Origin of the sequence: Pseudomonas sp. GD03862, assembly GCF_029840855.1 — a bacterium.
GTDB classification, from domain to species: Bacteria; Pseudomonadota; Gammaproteobacteria; order Pseudomonadales; family Pseudomonadaceae; genus Aquipseudomonas; species Aquipseudomonas alloputida.
The window spans coordinates 101,487-118,360 of record NZ_JAOCDI010000016.1; the positions used below are offsets into that span (position 1 = coordinate 101,487).

Annotated in this window: 14 protein-coding genes; 4 read left to right on the forward strand and 10 right to left on the reverse strand. The window is 62.5% G+C overall.

Features of this window, described 5'->3' with window-relative positions:
• Positions 1–36 precede the first annotated feature (36 nt).
• Positions 37–684, forward strand: a complete 648-nt coding sequence (locus N5D53_RS13060; RefSeq protein WP_004576152.1) for a TetR/AcrR family transcriptional regulator — start codon at positions 37–39, stop codon at positions 682–684.
• A gap of 128 nt (positions 685–812) precedes the next feature.
• On the opposite strand, the gene N5D53_RS13065 is transcribed toward N5D53_RS13060, so the two are convergent.
• From N5D53_RS13065 to N5D53_RS13075, 3 genes are all read right to left on the reverse strand, one after another.
• A complete protein-coding gene (locus N5D53_RS13065; RefSeq protein ID WP_279840417.1) occupies positions 813–3,206 on the reverse strand; it encodes a TonB-dependent siderophore receptor in 2,394 nt (797 codons plus the stop codon).
• A gap of 138 nt (positions 3,207–3,344) precedes the next feature.
• The gene (locus N5D53_RS13070) at positions 3,345–3,830 is read right to left on the reverse strand and encodes a hypothetical protein (protein WP_279840419.1); all 486 of its coding nucleotides are present in this window, start codon (positions 3,828–3,830) and stop codon (positions 3,345–3,347) included.
• A 189-nt stretch (positions 3,831–4,019) separates the two neighbouring features.
• A complete protein-coding gene (locus tag N5D53_RS13075; RefSeq protein ID WP_190869957.1) occupies positions 4,020–5,561 on the reverse strand; it encodes an MFS transporter in 1,542 nt (513 codons plus the stop codon).
• A 239-nt stretch (positions 5,562–5,800) separates the two neighbouring features.
• Here N5D53_RS13075 and N5D53_RS13080 point away from each other — a divergent pair, with 239 nt between their 5' ends.
• Positions 5,801–6,670: a LysR family transcriptional regulator gene (locus tag N5D53_RS13080; RefSeq protein WP_104962597.1), complete on the forward strand. Its 870-nt coding sequence runs from the start codon at positions 5,801–5,803 to the stop codon at positions 6,668–6,670.
• Positions 6,671–6,870: 200 nt separating this feature from the next.
• Here N5D53_RS13080 and N5D53_RS13085 read toward each other — a convergent pair whose 3' ends face one another.
• The 3 genes from N5D53_RS13085 to N5D53_RS13095 form a co-directional block, all read right to left on the reverse strand.
• The gene (locus N5D53_RS13085) at positions 6,871–8,262 is read right to left on the reverse strand and encodes an amino acid permease (protein WP_014592477.1); all 1,392 of its coding nucleotides are present in this window, start codon (positions 8,260–8,262) and stop codon (positions 6,871–6,873) included.
• A gap of 526 nt (positions 8,263–8,788) precedes the next feature.
• Positions 8,789–10,135, reverse strand: coding sequence for a glucarate dehydratase (gene gudD / locus N5D53_RS13090; RefSeq protein ID WP_279840420.1), 1,347 nt, complete (start codon positions 10,133–10,135; stop codon positions 8,789–8,791).
• Between the two features lie 19 nt (positions 10,136–10,154).
• Positions 10,155–11,507 carry an MFS transporter gene (locus N5D53_RS13095; RefSeq protein ID WP_104962599.1) on the reverse strand — a complete coding sequence of 451 codons (1,353 nt, stop codon included), beginning with the start codon at positions 11,505–11,507 and terminating at the stop codon, positions 10,155–10,157.
• A gap of 259 nt (positions 11,508–11,766) precedes the next feature.
• Between N5D53_RS13095 and N5D53_RS13100 the strand changes: the two genes are divergently transcribed.
• Positions 11,767–12,468, forward strand: a complete 702-nt coding sequence (locus N5D53_RS13100) for a FadR/GntR family transcriptional regulator (protein WP_047603370.1) — start codon at positions 11,767–11,769, stop codon at positions 12,466–12,468.
• A gap of 71 nt (positions 12,469–12,539) precedes the next feature.
• On the opposite strand, the gene N5D53_RS13105 is transcribed toward N5D53_RS13100, so the two are convergent.
• The 4 genes from N5D53_RS13105 to N5D53_RS13120 all read right to left on the reverse strand — a co-directional run bounded on the left by N5D53_RS13105 (position 12,540) and on the right by N5D53_RS13120 (position 15,884).
• Positions 12,540–13,550, reverse strand: coding sequence for an NAD(P)-dependent alcohol dehydrogenase (locus tag N5D53_RS13105; RefSeq protein WP_064491234.1), 1,011 nt, complete (start codon positions 13,548–13,550; stop codon positions 12,540–12,542).
• Positions 13,551–13,708: 158 nt separating this feature from the next.
• Positions 13,709–14,299: an HAD family hydrolase gene (locus N5D53_RS13110; RefSeq protein ID WP_021784364.1), complete on the reverse strand. Its 591-nt coding sequence runs from the start codon at positions 14,297–14,299 to the stop codon at positions 13,709–13,711.
• Complete coding sequence (tesB, locus tag N5D53_RS13115; RefSeq protein ID WP_014859384.1) at positions 14,296–15,165, reverse strand: acyl-CoA thioesterase II; 870 nt, start codon at positions 15,163–15,165, stop codon at positions 14,296–14,298. Before tesB ends, N5D53_RS13110 begins: the two co-directional genes overlap by 4 nt.
• 149 nt (positions 15,166–15,314) lie before the next feature.
• Positions 15,315–15,884, reverse strand: a complete 570-nt coding sequence (locus N5D53_RS13120; RefSeq protein WP_020191021.1) for a GNAT family N-acetyltransferase — start codon at positions 15,882–15,884, stop codon at positions 15,315–15,317.
• A gap of 179 nt (positions 15,885–16,063) precedes the next feature.
• Here N5D53_RS13120 and N5D53_RS13125 point away from each other — a divergent pair, with 179 nt between their 5' ends.
• Positions 16,064–16,750 (forward strand): histidine phosphatase family protein, encoded by a 687-nt coding sequence (locus N5D53_RS13125; protein ID WP_266022683.1) that lies wholly within the window; start codon positions 16,064–16,066, stop codon positions 16,748–16,750.
• The last annotated feature ends 124 nt before the right edge of the window (positions 16,751–16,874 follow it).

Here is a 16,874-nt window from a genome sequence, read left to right on the forward strand (position 1 = left end):
GCCACGAAGCGCACATTGAAAAGGGAAGAAATGCCCATGAAAGAAACCACCTCAAAGGCGGAAGCAGCAGGCCGAGGCTCACTGGAAGGCTGGCTTAATGCGGCCTATGAAAGCCTGACCGAGTCAGGTGTGGATGCCGTGCGCGTGATGCCGCTGGCCAAAAAACTGAATTTGTCGCGCACCAGCTTCTACTGGTTTTTCGAAGACCGCGATGCCTTGCTCGTGGCCTTGATCGAGCAATGGAAAAACAAGAACACCTTCAACCTGGTGACCAAATCCCAGGCCTATGCCGAGTCCATCACCGAGGCGATTCTCAACGTCTTCGACTGCTGGCTGAACAGCGAATTGTTCGACTCGCAATTCGAGTTCGCCATGCGCAGTTGGGCGCTGCAGTCGCCGGAAGTGGCGCAGGAAATCGGCCAGGCAGACGCGCAACGCGTCGAGGCATTGCGGCAGATGTTCGACCGTTTCGGTTTTGAACACGATGCTGCGATTACCCGCGCCCGTTCCATCTACCTGACGCAAATCGGCTACATCAGCATGAAAACCCGGGAGCCCCTGGCCCAGCGCATGCGCTACATCCCCGAGTACCTGAAGATATTCACCGGCAGGGAACCGGAAGCCCGTGAGCTGGAGCGCTTTTATCAGCGCAACGGTTTTAGCGGCGCCGATTTGAAGGTCTAAAAACACCGGCTCAACAGTCAGTCTCTTTGAAGATACGGGGGTTCATTGCAAGCTTCAGGATCTTGCGCACCTGTGGGCACGGGTTTACCCGCGAACAGGGGCGCAACCCGTGCCATCCCCTGGCCGCCTTACCAGCTATAACTCACCTTCGCCGTCACCTCACGCCCCGGGTTGTAGTAATTCGCCGTCCCCGACCCCACCACATGCTGCTCGTCAAACAGGTTGCTCACATTCAGCGCCAGGTCGGTCCCTTTGGCGATCTTGTAGTTCAGCGCCGCATCGAACAACGTGGTCCCATCGCTCTTCTTGGTATTGGCAGCATCCATGTAGTACGCCCCCACATACCGCGCGCCCAGGCCGACACTCACGTCAGTGCCAGGTATGTCGTAATAGCTCCACAGCGATGCGGTGTGTTTGGGCGCAGTGGTGAATTCATTGCCCTTCAAGGAAGAGCCGTCATACAGCGACCCGCGCAGCACCTCGGACTCCATGTAGGAGTAAGCACCAATCACGCTGATGTCTTGCGTGACTTGTGCCTTGGCTTCCAGGTCAAGGCCACGCACGCGTGACTCGCCCACCGTCTGCTGCTCGATGATGCCGCTTGGCAACACCACGGCAATGGTGACGTTCTCCTGGGTCAGGTCGTAAACAGCGGCGGAGAAGAGTGCGTCCATGCCCATGGGCGAATACTTGATGCCCACTTCGTATTGCTTGCCGGTCTGCGGTGTAACGCCAACCTGCGGGGGCGAGACGGACTCCACCATGCTCACGTAGGTCGACACTTCATCGTTGACGATATAGGTCAGTGCCGCGCGGTAGGAGGTTTCGGAGAAGTTGTCCTTTTCGGTCTGCTCGCCACCGATGTATTCCTTGCTCGACAGGTCCATCGAGTCATTGCGCACGCCTGCGGTCGCGATGACGCGGTCAAAGAACGACAGGTTCTGCTGCAGGAAAACCGCCTTGGTGGTGGCGTCATTCTTTTTGCGGGTATAGGGCGTGATGCCGCCAGGCACGCCGGTGAATACCGGGTTGGCGATGTCGATGGAAGGCGCCAGGCCGTAGACCGAGCTCTGTTTGGTCGTCGAGTCGAGGTACTCGACGCCCACCAGCGTGCTGCTGTCGATGTGCTCGAACTGCGCATCGTACTGCAGCATCAAGTTGCCATTGAGCTGGTCGGCATCGCTGTCGGTGCCGAAGACGTAGCGTGGAATGGTGGTACCAACACGCGAGGCGTTGTCGCTCAGGTAGGCGTAGCCAAAGTCATCGGTCAGCTCGCTGTAGCGCAGGTTGCTGCGCAGGGTGAAGCCGTTGTCGAAGTCGTGGGTAATGTTGCCGCTCAGGCTGGTGCGCTCGACATCGTGGAAGTTGTAGCCGGGCTCGCCGTAGAAGTCGCTGCGGTCGTACTCCTTGTCCAGCGGGTAGCCACCGCTGTTCGGCGAGCTGTTGGTCTTCAGGTAATCCAGCACCACCGTGGCCGAGGTGAAGTCGGTCGGCGCCCAGGTCAGGCCGCCCATGACGAAGCGGTTGTCGTCCTGCGAATGGTCGTACTCGCGGTCGCTGTTCTGCATCTTGGCCGTGAAGCGGCCGGCCAGGGTTTGTTCGTCGTTCAGCGCATCGCCTACATCAATCCCGGTTTCGGCATGGTCATAGGAGCCATAGGTCACGTAGCCTTGGCCAAACTTCTCGAAGCGCGGTTGCTTGGTCACGAAGTTCACGGAGCCACCCGGGTCTGCCGGGCCGAACAGGGTGGAGTTGGCACCCCGCAGAATTTCGATACGCTCGTAGGCGTAAGGGTCTTCGCGCACACCGCGCATCGAGCTGAGGGTCAGGCCGTCTCGGTAGGTGGTGGCCTGGAAGCCGCGGATCAGGAAGTAGTCGTTGCGGTCGTCCGAACCGTAGTAGTCGCTGACCACGCCGGGGGTGTACTGCAGCGCCTCTTCGGTGGTGCTGACGCTGCGCTGCTGCATTTCCTTGTTGGTCACCACCGACACGGACGCGGGCGTGTTGAGGATGCTGGTCGCCACCTTGCCCCCTACCCACAACTCCTTGGCAACCACCGAGTTGGCGTCATCGTCGGCACTGGCCTTGACCTTGGCATTGATGATGACAGGCGCCAGGCGGTAGTCCTCGGTCGCGCCCAGTTCCAGCGGGCCGGCAGGCTTTGGTTGTGGAATCACCAGGTAGGCGTTGGGGCCTTGCTGCTCGACTTGTAATTCGGTGCCTTGCAACAGCGACGACAACGCTGCCGACGTTTCCAGGTTGCCCTGTACGCCCTGGGTGCTGCGGTTAGCGACGTTTTGGGCATCGAAGGACAGGCTGATACCCGCCTGGCGAGCAAAGCGGTCGAGCGCCGGTTCCAAAGGGCCACCCGGAATGTTCCACTGCTGCAGCGGGTTGGTGTGCTCAGCGTTTACGGGTTGTGCAAGCGATGGCAGCGCGTAGCTGCTGACAACCATACCCAAAAACGCGCCGCGCACGGCACGGCTCAATGGATGGCGCTGTGGAACCGGGGTCAAACTCATTTTCTCGCTCCGTAGAGTGTCGGCGGGCTGGCCTGTATTCCGGCCTTCTCTACAAGCCGAACGAGAATGAGAAAACACCTCATTTATTTTTCGGGTAGCTGGAGGCACCACATCGCGGGCGCCTCCAGCACTTAAACCTTATTCACTTTCGCGGCTCGCAAACGGGTCAAACTCGGGGTCGTTCAACTTCAGGATGTGGTTCTTGATGGCACAACCGGCCAGTTCGATGTATTCCGCAAAGAAGTCTTTACCCAGTTGCCGCAGCGGTGAGCCCTCCAATGAGTCAGCGACAGCTTCTATCGTTATGATCCCGAATTGTTCAGCGATGATTTCCACACTGCGCACACGCATTTCAGGGTGGTCATAGGGCTTCTGGTACCAGGTCGCGATCTGATACTGGATATCGTCTCTTTCCAGCGCCTGATACAGATGGCTGGCAAACGCGATGCTGGTTTCGCGAATCAGGCCCGGGTCGATATCGAGCTTTTCAAGTAGGGTTTCAGTGGGTTGGTAGGCAACATTAAGCAGGTCGGCGATGGTATAGCCCGGCATCGGCGGGAAAACGCCTGGCGGTAGTTGGTCCGCCGGGATTGATAGCGGGTCGGAATAGTCGTCGTTGTGCACGGGAAGCTCCTTGCCTCGGTATAGTTTTACTGGCCAGCGCCAGCATCATCCACGCGCCATTGCTGGCGCGCAGTGAAATGACATTTTCCGGTTGTATTAGTTGCGCGCAAGGGTGAAATAACTGCGGTCAGCTACCTATTCATCCGAGTGCGGCTCCAAAGCGGTTTTGCCGGTGTGGATACATGCCTTTTACAGGGGTGGGCTTTGCGCCAGTAACGTTTCCTGCGTAGCGGGCAGCGGGCGGCTCAGCAGCACGCCAACCACCACCGCGAACACCAGCGCTGCAAGGCCCGCAACCTGCAACACGGCCTCGAAGCCACCCATGAACGCCTGGCGGGCCAAGGGTGCCACCGCTTCACGCAAGCCCGGATCAAGCAGGGCCAGGGCCGCCTGCAGGTCGCCCGCCGCTACCCGCGTGGCCATCGCAGCAACCTGGCCCACTTGCGATGGCGCTACGGCGACCAGGGCTTCGTGAAGCAATTGCCCGCTGCGGGCGGCCAGTACGCCGCCCAGTAAACCGATAGCCAGGACGATGGCCCCGAAGCGCGTAGTTGTACTCAACCCGGAAGCCATCCCGGTACGCTGGCGTGGCACACAAGCCATGATGTTTTTCTGGGTGTCGCCATTTAGCAGCCCGGCACCCGCCCCCAGCACCAGGCTGGCCAGGGCAAAGGCTGCATAGCCGCCAAACCCGGCGGCCCAGGCACACAGCAGGTTGCCCACCCCCACCAGCACTAGGCCAAGGGCGAATACCTGCGCCGGGCTCAAGTGCGCCGCCAGGCGCATGCCCAAGCGCGGTGCCAGCAACATGGCCACGGCAAACGGCAGCATGCCGGCCCCGGCTGCCAATGCGGACAGTTGCAGGCCGTTTTGCAGGTACAGCGGCAGCAAAGTCATCATCACCTGGGCGCAGGCGGCGTAGGCGAACATGCCCAGCAAAGCACCCACGAACCGCCCGCTGCGCATCAGCTGAAGGTCGATCATCGGCCGTTCCTGGTTGCGTTCGACCATGATAAACAGGCCAAACAGGAAGGCACTGATTAGCAGCCGGCCCAGGGTTTGAGCACTGCCCCAGCCCACCTGGTTGGCATCGATCATCGCCCAGATCAGATAGCCCAGGGCACCCGCAAACGTCAGGCTGCCCCATGGGTCAAGCCGGGCCGCCGCGCTGTCGCGGGACTCTTCTACACTGCGCAGCACCATCACTGCCAGCAACGCCACCAACGGCAGGTTGATGTAGAAGATCCAGCGCCAGCCCAGGGTACTGGCGATCACCCCGCCGAGCAGCGGCGCAAAGGTCATGGTGGCGCCCATGCAGGCACCCCAGAAGGCCCAGGCGCGCATGCGCTCCTGCGGCTGGTGGAAGCGGTTGCCGATGGCGGCCAGTGCCGAGGTCAACAACAGGGACGCGCCGATGCCCTTGGCGGCCCTGGCCAGGTCGAGCAATAGCAGGCTGGGCGCCGCGCCGCAGGCTAGCGAGGCAAGGCCGAACAGGGCCAGGCCGAGCAGCAGCATGCGCCGGCGGCCAAAGCGGTCGGCGAGGCCGCCGGCGGGCAGCAGGCAAGCGGCGAAGGCCAGCAGGTAGGCACTGACCACCCATTCGATATCGGCGAACGAGCCAGACAGGTCGCGGGCGATATTGGGCAGGCTGACCGCGACAATGTTGGTGTCGAGGATGATCAGGGCGCAGACCAGGGAGGCGGTAAGCAGGGTGAAGCGTGCAGAGGGCATGGTGGGGCTCCAGAAGCTGAGCTGGTTGGTTTGAAGTGCCTTTAACCTGCAGGATCGCCGGGACCGCTGCGCGCTCCAGATAATGCATAGCCCTCGAATGTTGTGCGGTCCCTGCAATTGCACAGGCAGGCTTTGCCGCCAAGCCACCAGCCTTGTAGTGTTGGCCTTACCATACCGCCGCCTGCGCCAAGGCTTGTTAGCCCCGGCGCCCCGCGTCATTACCCTGCAGGTAACACCTGATGGAAATCCGCCATTTCCGCTATTTTCTCTGCGTCGCCCGCCACGGCCATTTCACCCGGGCCGCCGAGCAGTTGGGCATCGCCCCGCCCACCCTCAGCCGGCAGATCCAGGACATGGAACGCGAGCTGGGTGTGCGCTTGTTCGAGCGCAGCCAGCGCGAGGTCAACCTCACCGCCGCCGGCCAGGCGCTGTTGATTGAGGCCGAACAGGCCGTGCGCCAGTTCGACGCCGCACAGCTGGGTGCACAACGCGCAGCCCGTGGCGAAAGCGGGCGTATCGAACTGGGCTACGTGGCTTCGGCCGCCTACTCGGGCATGCTCCAGCAGCAAGTCAGCCGCTACAGCGAAACCTGCCCTGGCGTGCGCCTGAATATCCGTGAACTGCCCATGGCCGAACTCCCCGGCATGGTCCGCGACGGCTTACTTGACCTTGCCTACGTGCGCTCACCGATGGAGCTTCCTGACCAGCTGGAAGCCATCGCCTTGCACCAGGAAGGTTTCGTTCTCGCCCTGCCCGCCAGCTCGCGGATCAACGAAGTGCCGCAGATCCCGGCCTCGCGCCTGGCCAATGAAACCTTCATTCTGCCCGAGCAGATTTCCGGCACGCTGGAAGTGGCGGCGCAAGGTGGCTTCGTCCCGATGCTTGGCCCACAACCCGGCAGCCTGGTGGCCGTGATTACCTTGGTATCACTTGGGCAAGGCATTGCAGTAGTCCCGGAATCGGTGGTGCAGCGCATCAACCTGCCGCAGGTGAATTACCGGCGGGTCGTCGATTGCCAGGCTAGCTCGTGGCTGAGCCTGGTCCACCGGCGCTTCGAGAAAGCGCCGGCTGTGATGCGATATGTGCAAAGCGTGATGGGCGGCACTTGATGGCCGCTCAAGTACGCTGATCTTCTGTAGGAACTGTTTGAGCATATCTATCAGTGCACGTTGCAGATCCGCTTCGACATGGCCACCCGGTAGGCCCTGGAATTCGACCACCTAGGCATCTTCCGCCAGACAAGTGTTTCAAAAAAAACAAAGGGCACCCATCCTCGGGTGCCCTTTGCCTTACAGCCAGGTGAACTAAATCACCCCATCGATCGCGCGCCCACCGGTTGCGCATGGCCCCTCGACGTCACGATCCCCAGGAAGGAAATCACGATCGCCAGGCCCAATGTCGAGCTCACTTCCGCCCGATGCTCAGGCGTGTACATCATCACCGCCAGCGCCCCGGCAATGAAGATGATCACCGCCCAGGTCAGGTACGGGAACAGCCACATGCGGAACTTCAGTTCGGTGTTCTCGCGCTCCAGACGGCGGCGCATGCGCAGCTGGGAGATGGCGATAACCATGTACACCAACAGGGCGATGGCGCCGGAGCTGGCCAGCAGGAACTCGAACACACCCTTCGGTGCGAAGTAGTTGAGGACCGCGATGGCCGCACCGATCAGGGTGCTGCCGAATACTGCAGCACGCGGTACACCGACCTTGGAGGTCTTGTTGAGGAAGGCCGGGGCGTCACCGCGCTTGGCCAGCGAAAACATCATCCGCGAAGCGATGTAAATCGACGAGTTCATGCAACTGGTAACGGCTACCAGAACCACCAGGTCGACCATGAATGCCGCGTTGGGGATGTTCATGATTTCCAGCGCACGCTGGTACGAACCCACCACCGCCAGCTGCGGGTCGTTCCACGGCACCACCGAAATAATCACGAAGATCGACAGGATGTAGAAGGTGCTGATACGCCAGATCACCGAGCGAGTGGCCTTGGCGATGTTGCGCGACGGGTCGCTGGACTCGGATGCGGCAATGGTCACTGCCTCGGTACCGATGAAGCTGAACATCACGGTGATGAACGCACCCACCACTGCCGACCAGCCTTTCGGTGCAAAGCCGCCGTACTCGGCCATCAGCCCGCTCAGCCCACTGACCTCGCGGTTGGGCAGCCAGCCCATCAGCGCGGCGAAGCCCAGGCCGATGAAGCCCAGGATGGCGGTGACCTTGAGGATGGCGAACCAGAACTCGAACTCGCCGTACTTGGCCACGCTGAACAGGTTGGTACCGGCCAGCAGCAACACCGAAGCCAGGGCGAAGATCCAGCTGTCCACCTGCGGGAACCAGGCGTTCAGCACATGCCCGGCGGCCAATGCTTCGATAGGAATGACCAGTACCCAGAACCACCAGTACAACCAGCCGATGGTATAGCCGGCCCAGCGGCCAATGGCCTGGTCGGCATAGGTGGAAAACGATCCGGTGTCGGGGTGTGCCACGGCCATTTCGCCGAGCATGCGCATGACCAGTACCACCAGGGTCCCGGCCACGAAATAGGAAATTATGGTTGCTGGCCCGGCTGCCGCGATGGCATGGCCAGAACCTACGAAAAGTCCGGCGCCGATGATGCCGGCGATGGACAGCATCGTTACGTGACGTGGCTTGAAACCTTGTGCAAGGTTGCCATCAGATCCCACGGTGTTCATTGATGTTGTTCTCTTTTTGCTGACACAAGGAAGGACGGGCAGGCGTAGGCGAAAAATATCTCCTTTGAAATCAATAAGTCGACACGTTGTTCGCGCGCTGTTGTTGATATTTGGCACGCGTCACAGAGCAAGGTGTCAGTGCGGTTCGGGGTTCATTTAATCCCCGCATGGCTGTGGGGAATTACACGAGAACGCCACGGAACTGTTCGATCACGACAGGGCATTTCCATCAACGCCAGATGTCGCGAATGGCATATCCGATCGCGCCACAGGCCCAAATGGAGCTTTTGTTTTTCATTTGAATGTGTGTTGCCTGTACCGGCCCTTTCGCGGGTGAACCCGCTCCTACGATGGTGCGTGGCGACGGTACCGATTGGTGGATGCGGTGGGGGCTGCGGCGGTGAATGACTGGGGGGATTGGCCGGCAGGTCTGGCCTATTCGCGGGTGAACCCGCTCCTACGACGGTGCGGGGCGACACCACCGGTTGATGTAGGAGCGGGCTTGCCCGCGAAGAGGCCCGCAGCCTCAACGCACCAGGCAGGGCCGTTTGTTATCGAAGCTCCAACCCGGAATCAGAAACTGCATCGCCACGCTGTCATCCCGCGCACCCAGCCCCATGTTGCGGTAGCACTCATGGGCCTTGGCCAACTGGTCTTCATCCAGTTCCACGCCCAGGCCCGGTCGCGCCGGCACTCGCACATGCCCGTCGACAATGCGCAGCGGCTCACGGGTCAGGCGCTGGCCATCCTGCCAGATCCAGTGGGTGTCGATCGCCGTGATTTCACCCGGCGCCGCAGCCGCCACCTGGGTGAACATCGCCAGCGAAATGTCGAAGTGGTTATTGGAATGAGAACCCCAGGTCAGCCCCCAGTCGTTGCACATCTGCGCCACCCGTACCGAACCCTGCAACGTCCAGAAGTGAGGGTCGGCCAGCGGAATGTCCACCGACTGCAACTGAATGGCATGGCCCATCTGTCGCCAGTCGGTGGCAATCATGTTGGTCGCGGTAGGCAGGCCGGTGGCGCGGCGGAATTCGGCCATCACCTCGCGGCCCGAGTAACCATTCTCGGCGCCGCACGGGTCTTCGGCGTACGCCAGTACATCGTGCTTGTCGCGGCACAGGGCGATGGCCTCCTTTAGCGACCACGCGCCATTGGGGTCGAGCGTGATGCGCGCTTCGGGGAAGCGTTCGGCCAGCGCTGTCACGGCCTCCATCTCTTGTTCACCGCGCAGCACGCCGCCCTTGAGCTTGAAGTCGCTGAAGCCATAGCGCGCCTTGGCGGCCTCGGCCAGCCGCACCACTGCTTCCGGGGTCAGGGCCTTTTCATGGCGCAGGCGGAACCAGTCGTCATCGCTGTCGGCTTCGTTGCGGTAGGCCAGGTCGGTCTGCTGACGGTCGCCGATGTAGAACAGATAGCCGAGCATCTTCACCGCATCGCGTTGTTGGCCCTCGCCCAGCAATGCTGCCATCGGCACATTCAGGTGCTGGCCGAGCAGGTCGAGCAACGCCGACTCGATGGCCGTTACCGCATGTACGGTAATGCGCAGGTCGAAGGTCTGCAGGCCGCGGCCTGCCGAGTCGCGGTTGGCGAAGGTCTGGCGCATGGCATTGAGCACACGCTGGTAATGGCCGATCGGCTGGCCGACCACCAGGCTGCGGGCGTCCTCCAGGGTCTGGCGAATCTTCTCGCCGCCGGGCACTTCGCCCAGGCCGGTGTTGCCGGCGCTGTCGCGCAGCACCACCACGTTGCGGGTGAAGTACGGGCCATGGGCGCCACTGAGGTTGAGCAGCATGCTGTCATGGCCGGCCACGGGGACCACGCGCAGGTCGGTGACCACCGGGGTGCTGGTGTGAAGGGTCTGCATATTCATGAGGGTTGTCTCGCAGTCATCAGTGGGTCTGGCCCAGGGCCGAAGGGGCCTTGAGGTCATCGGAAGGGACGCCCTTGGGGCGAATGCGTACGAAGAAGATGGCAATCGCCGCCAGCACCGAGGTCACCGCCAGGCCGTACAGCCCGCCCTGGATCGAGCCAGTCTGCTGCTCCAGCAAGCCGAAGGTGGTGGGGGCAACGAAGCCGCCGAGGTTGCCGACCGAGTTGATCAGGGCAATCACCGCCGCAGCGATGCGGGCGTCCAGATAGCCCTGGGGGATTGGCCAGAACAGTGACGACGCTGACTTGAAGCCGATCGCGGCGAAGCACACGGCGACGAAGGCGAACACCGGCCCACCCGTGGTGGACATGAACATGCCCGTGGCAGCGACCAGCAGGGCGCCCGCCACCCACGCCTGCTGGAACTTCCAGCGAGCGGAACCGGCGGCGAAGGCGTACATGGCCAGGATCGAGATCAACCAAGGGATCGAGTTGAAGAAGCCGACCTGCATGTCACTGAGGTCGCCCATACGCTTGATGATGCTAGGCAGCCAGAAGGTCGCAGCGTAGATGGTCAGCTGGATACAGAAGTAGATCAGGCAGAACAGCACGATCTGGCGGTCCTTGAGCAGGCTCCAGGCTGACGGCCTGACAGCGCCGATGGCCTCACGCGCTTGCTGCTCGCGGTCGATGGTGGCGACCAGCGCGTCCTGCTCGACCTTGCTCAGCCACTTGGCGTCCTGCGGCTTGGAGTCGAGCCAGAAGAACACGAAGAAGCACAGCGCCACTGAGGCCATGCCTTCGATGAACAGCATCCACTGCCAACCATGCAGGCCCAGGCCCTGGATCTGCATCAACGCCCCGGCCAGCGGCCCGGAAATCAACGAAGCCAGCGCCGAGCCACTGAGGAAGATGGCAATCGCCTTGCCGCGCTCTGCCGCCGGCAGCCAGCGGGTGAAGTAGTAGATCACGCCAGGAAAGAAGCCTGCTTCGGCCACCCCGAGCAGAAAACGCAACACGTAGAACTGGGTTTCGTTCTGCACGAAGGCCATGGCCGTGGCCACCAGCCCCCAGGTGAACATGATACGGGTCAGCCACAGCCGGGCACCTACCTTTTGCAGCAGCATGTTCGAAGGGACTTCGAACAGCGCATAACCGATGAAGAACAGCCCGGCACCAAAGCCAAAGGCCGCAGCGCTGATGCCCAGGTCGCTTTCCAGGTGCGGGCGGACGAAGCCAATGTTGACGCGGTCGAGGTAGTTGACGATGAACATGATGACGAAAAGCGGCAGGACGTGGCGCTTGACCTTGGCCACGGCGCTGGCCAACGCGTCGCCTTCATGCCGGGCAGACGGAGCGAGGGTGTCGTTCACTTGCGGATCTCCCACTAATTGTTTTTGTGCGGGTCGGGTTGTCTGACATGGCAGTGGGGAGGAGCTTATGCGCAGCGAGGTTGTACGACAAGATCACAAACGTCGGCAAAACAGCAAAATACAAGCTGCCATAATGCCAATTTGATCCTAACGTGCAAAAACAGCTCAACTACATGCTGAATTGGATGCGCGAAAAATCGGCAAAAAATATTTCTATCGATTAACTTGTCGTACAAGTAAATCAAGAAGCGGATCACACATGGAACCCGAACACGCGCGCAAACGCGGCCATAGCCGTGCCCACGACCTGGTTTCCAGCCTGACCCAGCAGATTCTGCTGGGCACCTTCAAACCAGGCGACAAACTGCCTTCGGAAAACACCTTGGTGCGCGAGCACGGGGTCAGCCGCACGGTGGTTCGCGAAGCCTTGTCGAAGCTGCAGGCCTCTGGGCTGGTGGAGCCGCGCCACGGGATCGGTACGTTCGTGATGGAGCGCCAGGCCCAGGCCGGCCTGCGCGTTGCGGCGGAGAGCGCGGCGAATGTGCGCGATCTGCTGGAACTGCGTATTGGCCTTGAGGGCCAGGCTGCCGCGCTGGCCGCACTGCGTCGTGACGAGGGGCATCTGGCGCGCATGCGCCAGGCGCTGGATGACTATCAGGACCTGGCCGCTGCCGGCGACAGCTGCATCGAAGCCGACCGGCGCTTTCACCTGCTGATTGCCGAGGCCACCGGCAATCTGTATTTCACCGAGATGCTGCTGCAACTGGGTAACGGCCTGATACCGCGCAACCGCATGGCCCTGGCCGAGCGCGCGGGGGCCAAGCTGGCGCGGCAAGCGTACCTGGCCAACCTGGAGCATGAGGCAATCCTCAATGCCATCCGCCGACAAGACCCGGATGCGGCACGGGCGGCGGTATGCCTGCACCTGTCCAACAGCCGCGACCGGCTACTGCCAGACTGACTGTCAGGCAGTGCAAGACGAGTATATTGGCGTGCAGGGTGGCCGTTACATCCAGCTACCCTGCCCTCACTTCACCAGGTCAGGCAGATCTTGCCGAAATGCCGGTTGCTCTCCTGGTAACGGAACGCCTCAACGATCTGCTCCAGTTCGAAATGCTTGTCCACCACCGGCCGCAGGCCGTTGGCATCGATCGCTCGCACCATCGCCTGCTGCTGCGCTCGGCTGCCAACCAGCACCCCTTGCAGCCGAATCTGCCGCACCAGCGCCTGCACCAGCGGCAACTGCCCGGCCACCCCGGTAAGGATGCCGATCAGCGAAACATGCCCGCCAATGCGCGCGGCAATCATCGACTGCTCCAGCGTGGCCGGGCCGCCCACTTCAATCACATGATCGACACCACGGTTGCCAGTCAGCTCGCGCACTTTCTCACCCCAGGCCGGGGTGCTCTTGTAGTTGATCAGGTGGTCGGCACCCAAGGCCTTCAGGCGCTCCAGCTTGGCATCGCTGGACGAGGTGGCGATCACGGTCGCGCCCGCCAGCTTGGCGAACTGCAGGGCGAAAATCGACACACCGCCGGTACCCTGCACCAGCACCGTGTCGCCGGGCTTGAGGTGATCATCGCTCATCAGCGCGCGCCAGGCGGTAAGGCCGGCGGTGGTCAGGGTGGCAGCCTCGGCATGGCTGAAACCCTGGGGTGCCAGGGTGAAGGCGGTGGCGCGGGCAGTCACCTGCTCACGGGCGTAGCCATCGATGCCGTCGCCGGGCACCCTGGCGAAGCCCTCGACATTGGCCTGGCCATCGAGCCAGTCGGGGAAGAAGGTGCTGACCACATTGTCGCCGACCTGGAACTCAGTGACGCCAGGCCCCACCGCAACCACCTCGCCGGCGCCATCGGCCATGGGGATGCGTCGCTCGCTTGGGCCCCACATGCCGCTGACCACGGCGAAATCGTGGTAGTTGAGGGAACTGGCGTGCAGGCGCACGGTAATCTCGCCGGCCTGGGGGGCCTGGGCCTCGCAGGTGCCGACCTCGACCTTGTCGTAGCCGCCGCCGGGTTGTACGTAGATGGCCTTGCTGCTCATGGGTGGGTCTCCGTATCAGAGCAAAGAATGGGGTTGAGCATAGACAGATCCGGCCCTTTCGCGGGCACGCCCGCTCCCACAGGGGCACCAAAGGACCCGAGACTTGCGCAATACCTGTGGGCATGCCCGCGAAGAGGCCCGCATTGCCAACACAAGCGTCAGCCCAGCATCACCTTCAACGCCCGGCAATCCGCTGCATGCCAATCCACCAGTTCCGGCCAGGGATTGTCCGGCAGGTTCACCAGCACCGTGCGCGCCCCCGCCGCCCGCCCGCAGTCCAGGTCAAAGCGGTAATCCCCCACCATCACCAGTTCGCTCGGTGTCACGCCCCAGGCGCTGGCAATCTTCAGCAGCCCATCCGGGCTCGGCTTGGGCGCAGCCTCGTCACGCCCGAGAATGTGTTCCACCGGGAAGCAGTCCGCCAGGCCGATGGCCTCCAGCGTTACATGCGCCAGCTCACGCGCATTGCGGGTCAGAATACCCAGCCGGCACCCGCGCTCGGCCAACTCGCGCACCAGTTCCACCGCCCCGGTGGCCGCCGTGGAAGCCGTTGCCAGGTCCCTTTCGTGTTCCAGCAACCAGGCATGCTTGGCCGCCGCTTCTGCCGCCGGCAAGGCCGCCAGGTGGGTAAGGATGTCGTGTTCGGCCGGGATGTCCAGCGCCACCCGAATGGCGGCGAAGTCGTGCACGGCCACGGTCAGGGTGCCGTCCATGTCGAACACCCAGTTGCGCACCTCGCCCAGGCTCATGCCCAGTCCTTGCGATGGCGAATCAGGCCTTCCTGGCTCGACGATGCCACCAGCTGCCCGGCCTGGTTGAAAATGCTGCCGCGGCAGAAGCCACGGGAATTGCCGGCCCAGGGGCTATCGGTGGCGTACAGTAGCCACTGGTCGGCGCGCAGGTTGCCGTGAAACCACAGCGAATGGTCGAGGCTGGCGATCTGCATGTCGCGCTGCCACACCGATTTGCCATGGGGCAGCAACGCCGTGGTCAGCAGGCCGAAGTCCGAGGCGTAGGCCAGCATGTACTTGTGCAGGGCAGGCACGTCAGGCAGGTTGCCGTCGGCGCGGAACCAGGCGTACTTCACCGGGTCGCCCGGCTTGGGGTTGAACGGGTCGCGCTCGGTGACCGGGCGGATCTCGATCGGCTTGGCGCACAGCACCTTGTCGCGAATGCGCTCGGGCAACTGGTCGGCCATGGCACGGGCCAGTTCGACTTCGGTAGGCAGGTTTTCCGGGCCGACCACGTCAGGCATCTGCGCCTGGTGCTCGAAGCCTTCCTCGTCGTACTGGAACGATGCACTGCAGGTGAAGATGGTCTGGCCCTTCTGGATCGCCGTCACCCGCCGTGTACTGAAGCTGCCGCCATCGCGCACGCGGTCTACCGAGTACACCACTGGAAGGCTGGCATCGCCCGGGCGCAGGAAGTAGCCGTGCAACGAATGCACATGGCGCGCGTCCTCGACTGTCTGACTGGCAGCCGACAACGACTGGCCCAGCACCTGCCCACCGTAAAGCTGGCGGAAGCCCAGGTCCTGGCTACGTCCACGGAACAGGTTCTCCTCGATGGATTCGAGGCTCAACAGGTCGACCAGGTCGTCCAACACATGACTCATCGGGGGATCTCCGTAGGAGCGAGCCTAGCTCGCGATGCGCCGCCCGAGCGGCGCTCGATTTCACAGGCGCTGAACGTGTTACGGGCAAGCGCCTTCCAAGTAGGCAAATGATACAGCGTTTGTCATTCGCACCGGGCATGGCTGTGCATTCAGGCGCGCAGGGTGCGCTCCCAGTGTGCGCGATCGATCCGGTACAGCACATGCGGGCGCAGCGGGTGGCCGATGGGCAGGCGGGGGTGCTCGAAGCTGCCTTGCGGGTCCTGCTGCATGCCGATGGCTTGCATCACCTTCTGCGACGGCAGGTTGCATTCGCTGGTGAACGAAACGACCTCCTCCAGGCGCAATTGGGCAAAGGCACAACGCAGGCAGGTCCACGCCGCTTCGCTGGCAAAGCCCAGGCCCCAGTGACGGCGTGCCAGACGCCAGCCGATCTCCACCGCCGGGGCAAAAGGCGCGTCGAAGTTGACATTGAGCAACCCGGTCATGCCGATGAACGCGCCACTGTCCTTGCGTTCCAGGGCCCACAAACCAAAACCGTACTCATTGAAATGCCCGCGCACGCGGCCGATCAACGCAGCCGCCTCAACGCGCGTCAGCGGCGCCGGAAAGTAGCGCATCACCTGTGGGTCGGCGCACAGTGCGGCGAACTCGCGCAAGTCATCGTCATGCCATTGGCGCAGCACCAACCGTGCGCTTTCCAGTTCGAGGATGGGGGTCATCGGGCCTGCTCCAGTTTACCGCCTTGCAGTTTACAGCGTAGGCGCGGGCGCGGGTTTCACCCAGCCGGCAGCCGCCAAATGCAATTTTCACACGCCCTTCACCGGCCCCCAACAGGCCGCTTGGCAGGATGCCGCCATCCACCACCGCGCCAACTGCGGTACTGCCAACGGAGCCACGCATGCAATCGAGCAATACCCTGGGGCACTCTGCCATTCACGCCCGGCGCAAGCGACGCCTGACCCGCAAAGCCCTCGGAGCCGCCCTGGGCCTGTGCATGGTCGTGGCGGCGTTGACCACCTGGCTGGCGACGAGGACGCATATCGTGGACCTTGGCAACGAGCAACAACTGAGTGACAGCGGCCTGCTGCAGGACTGGGCCGAAGGTGCGGTGATCGTGATGATCCGCCACGCTGAACGCTGCGACAGCGCCCCCGGCCCTTGCCTGGACGACCCCACGGGTATCACCCTCAGCGGTAGCCAGGCCGCTGCCCGCGTTGGCCAGGGGCTGCACCGGCTGGGCCTGAACAACGCCGACTTGCTCACCAGCCCAAAACTGCGCACCCGGCAAACCGCGCACTTCATCCTCGGCCAGGCGGTGGCCAGCGAAGACTGGCTGGAAAGCTGCGACAGCCAGTTCGCCAACGAAGCGCTTGCACACAAACGCGCGGGCCACAACCTGGTGCTGGTGACTCACAACGGCTGCATCGACCACTTTGCCCGCCAGCAGCACGTTGCTGGCGGCGAACGTCAAAGCAACTATGCCAGCGCCCTGTTCGTATCGGTGGATGGCAATGGCAAGGCACGCATCCTGGGGCGCTTGAACGAACCGGACTGGCAACGGGTATTGGCCAGCACAGGAAAATAGCCTATGTGGGAGCGGCCTTGTGTCGCGATTGGGCTGCGCAGCAGCCCCAAAATTTCAGCGCAGATGCACACATTGCTGGGGCTGCTGCGCAGCCCAATCGCGACACAAGGCCGCTCCCACAAAG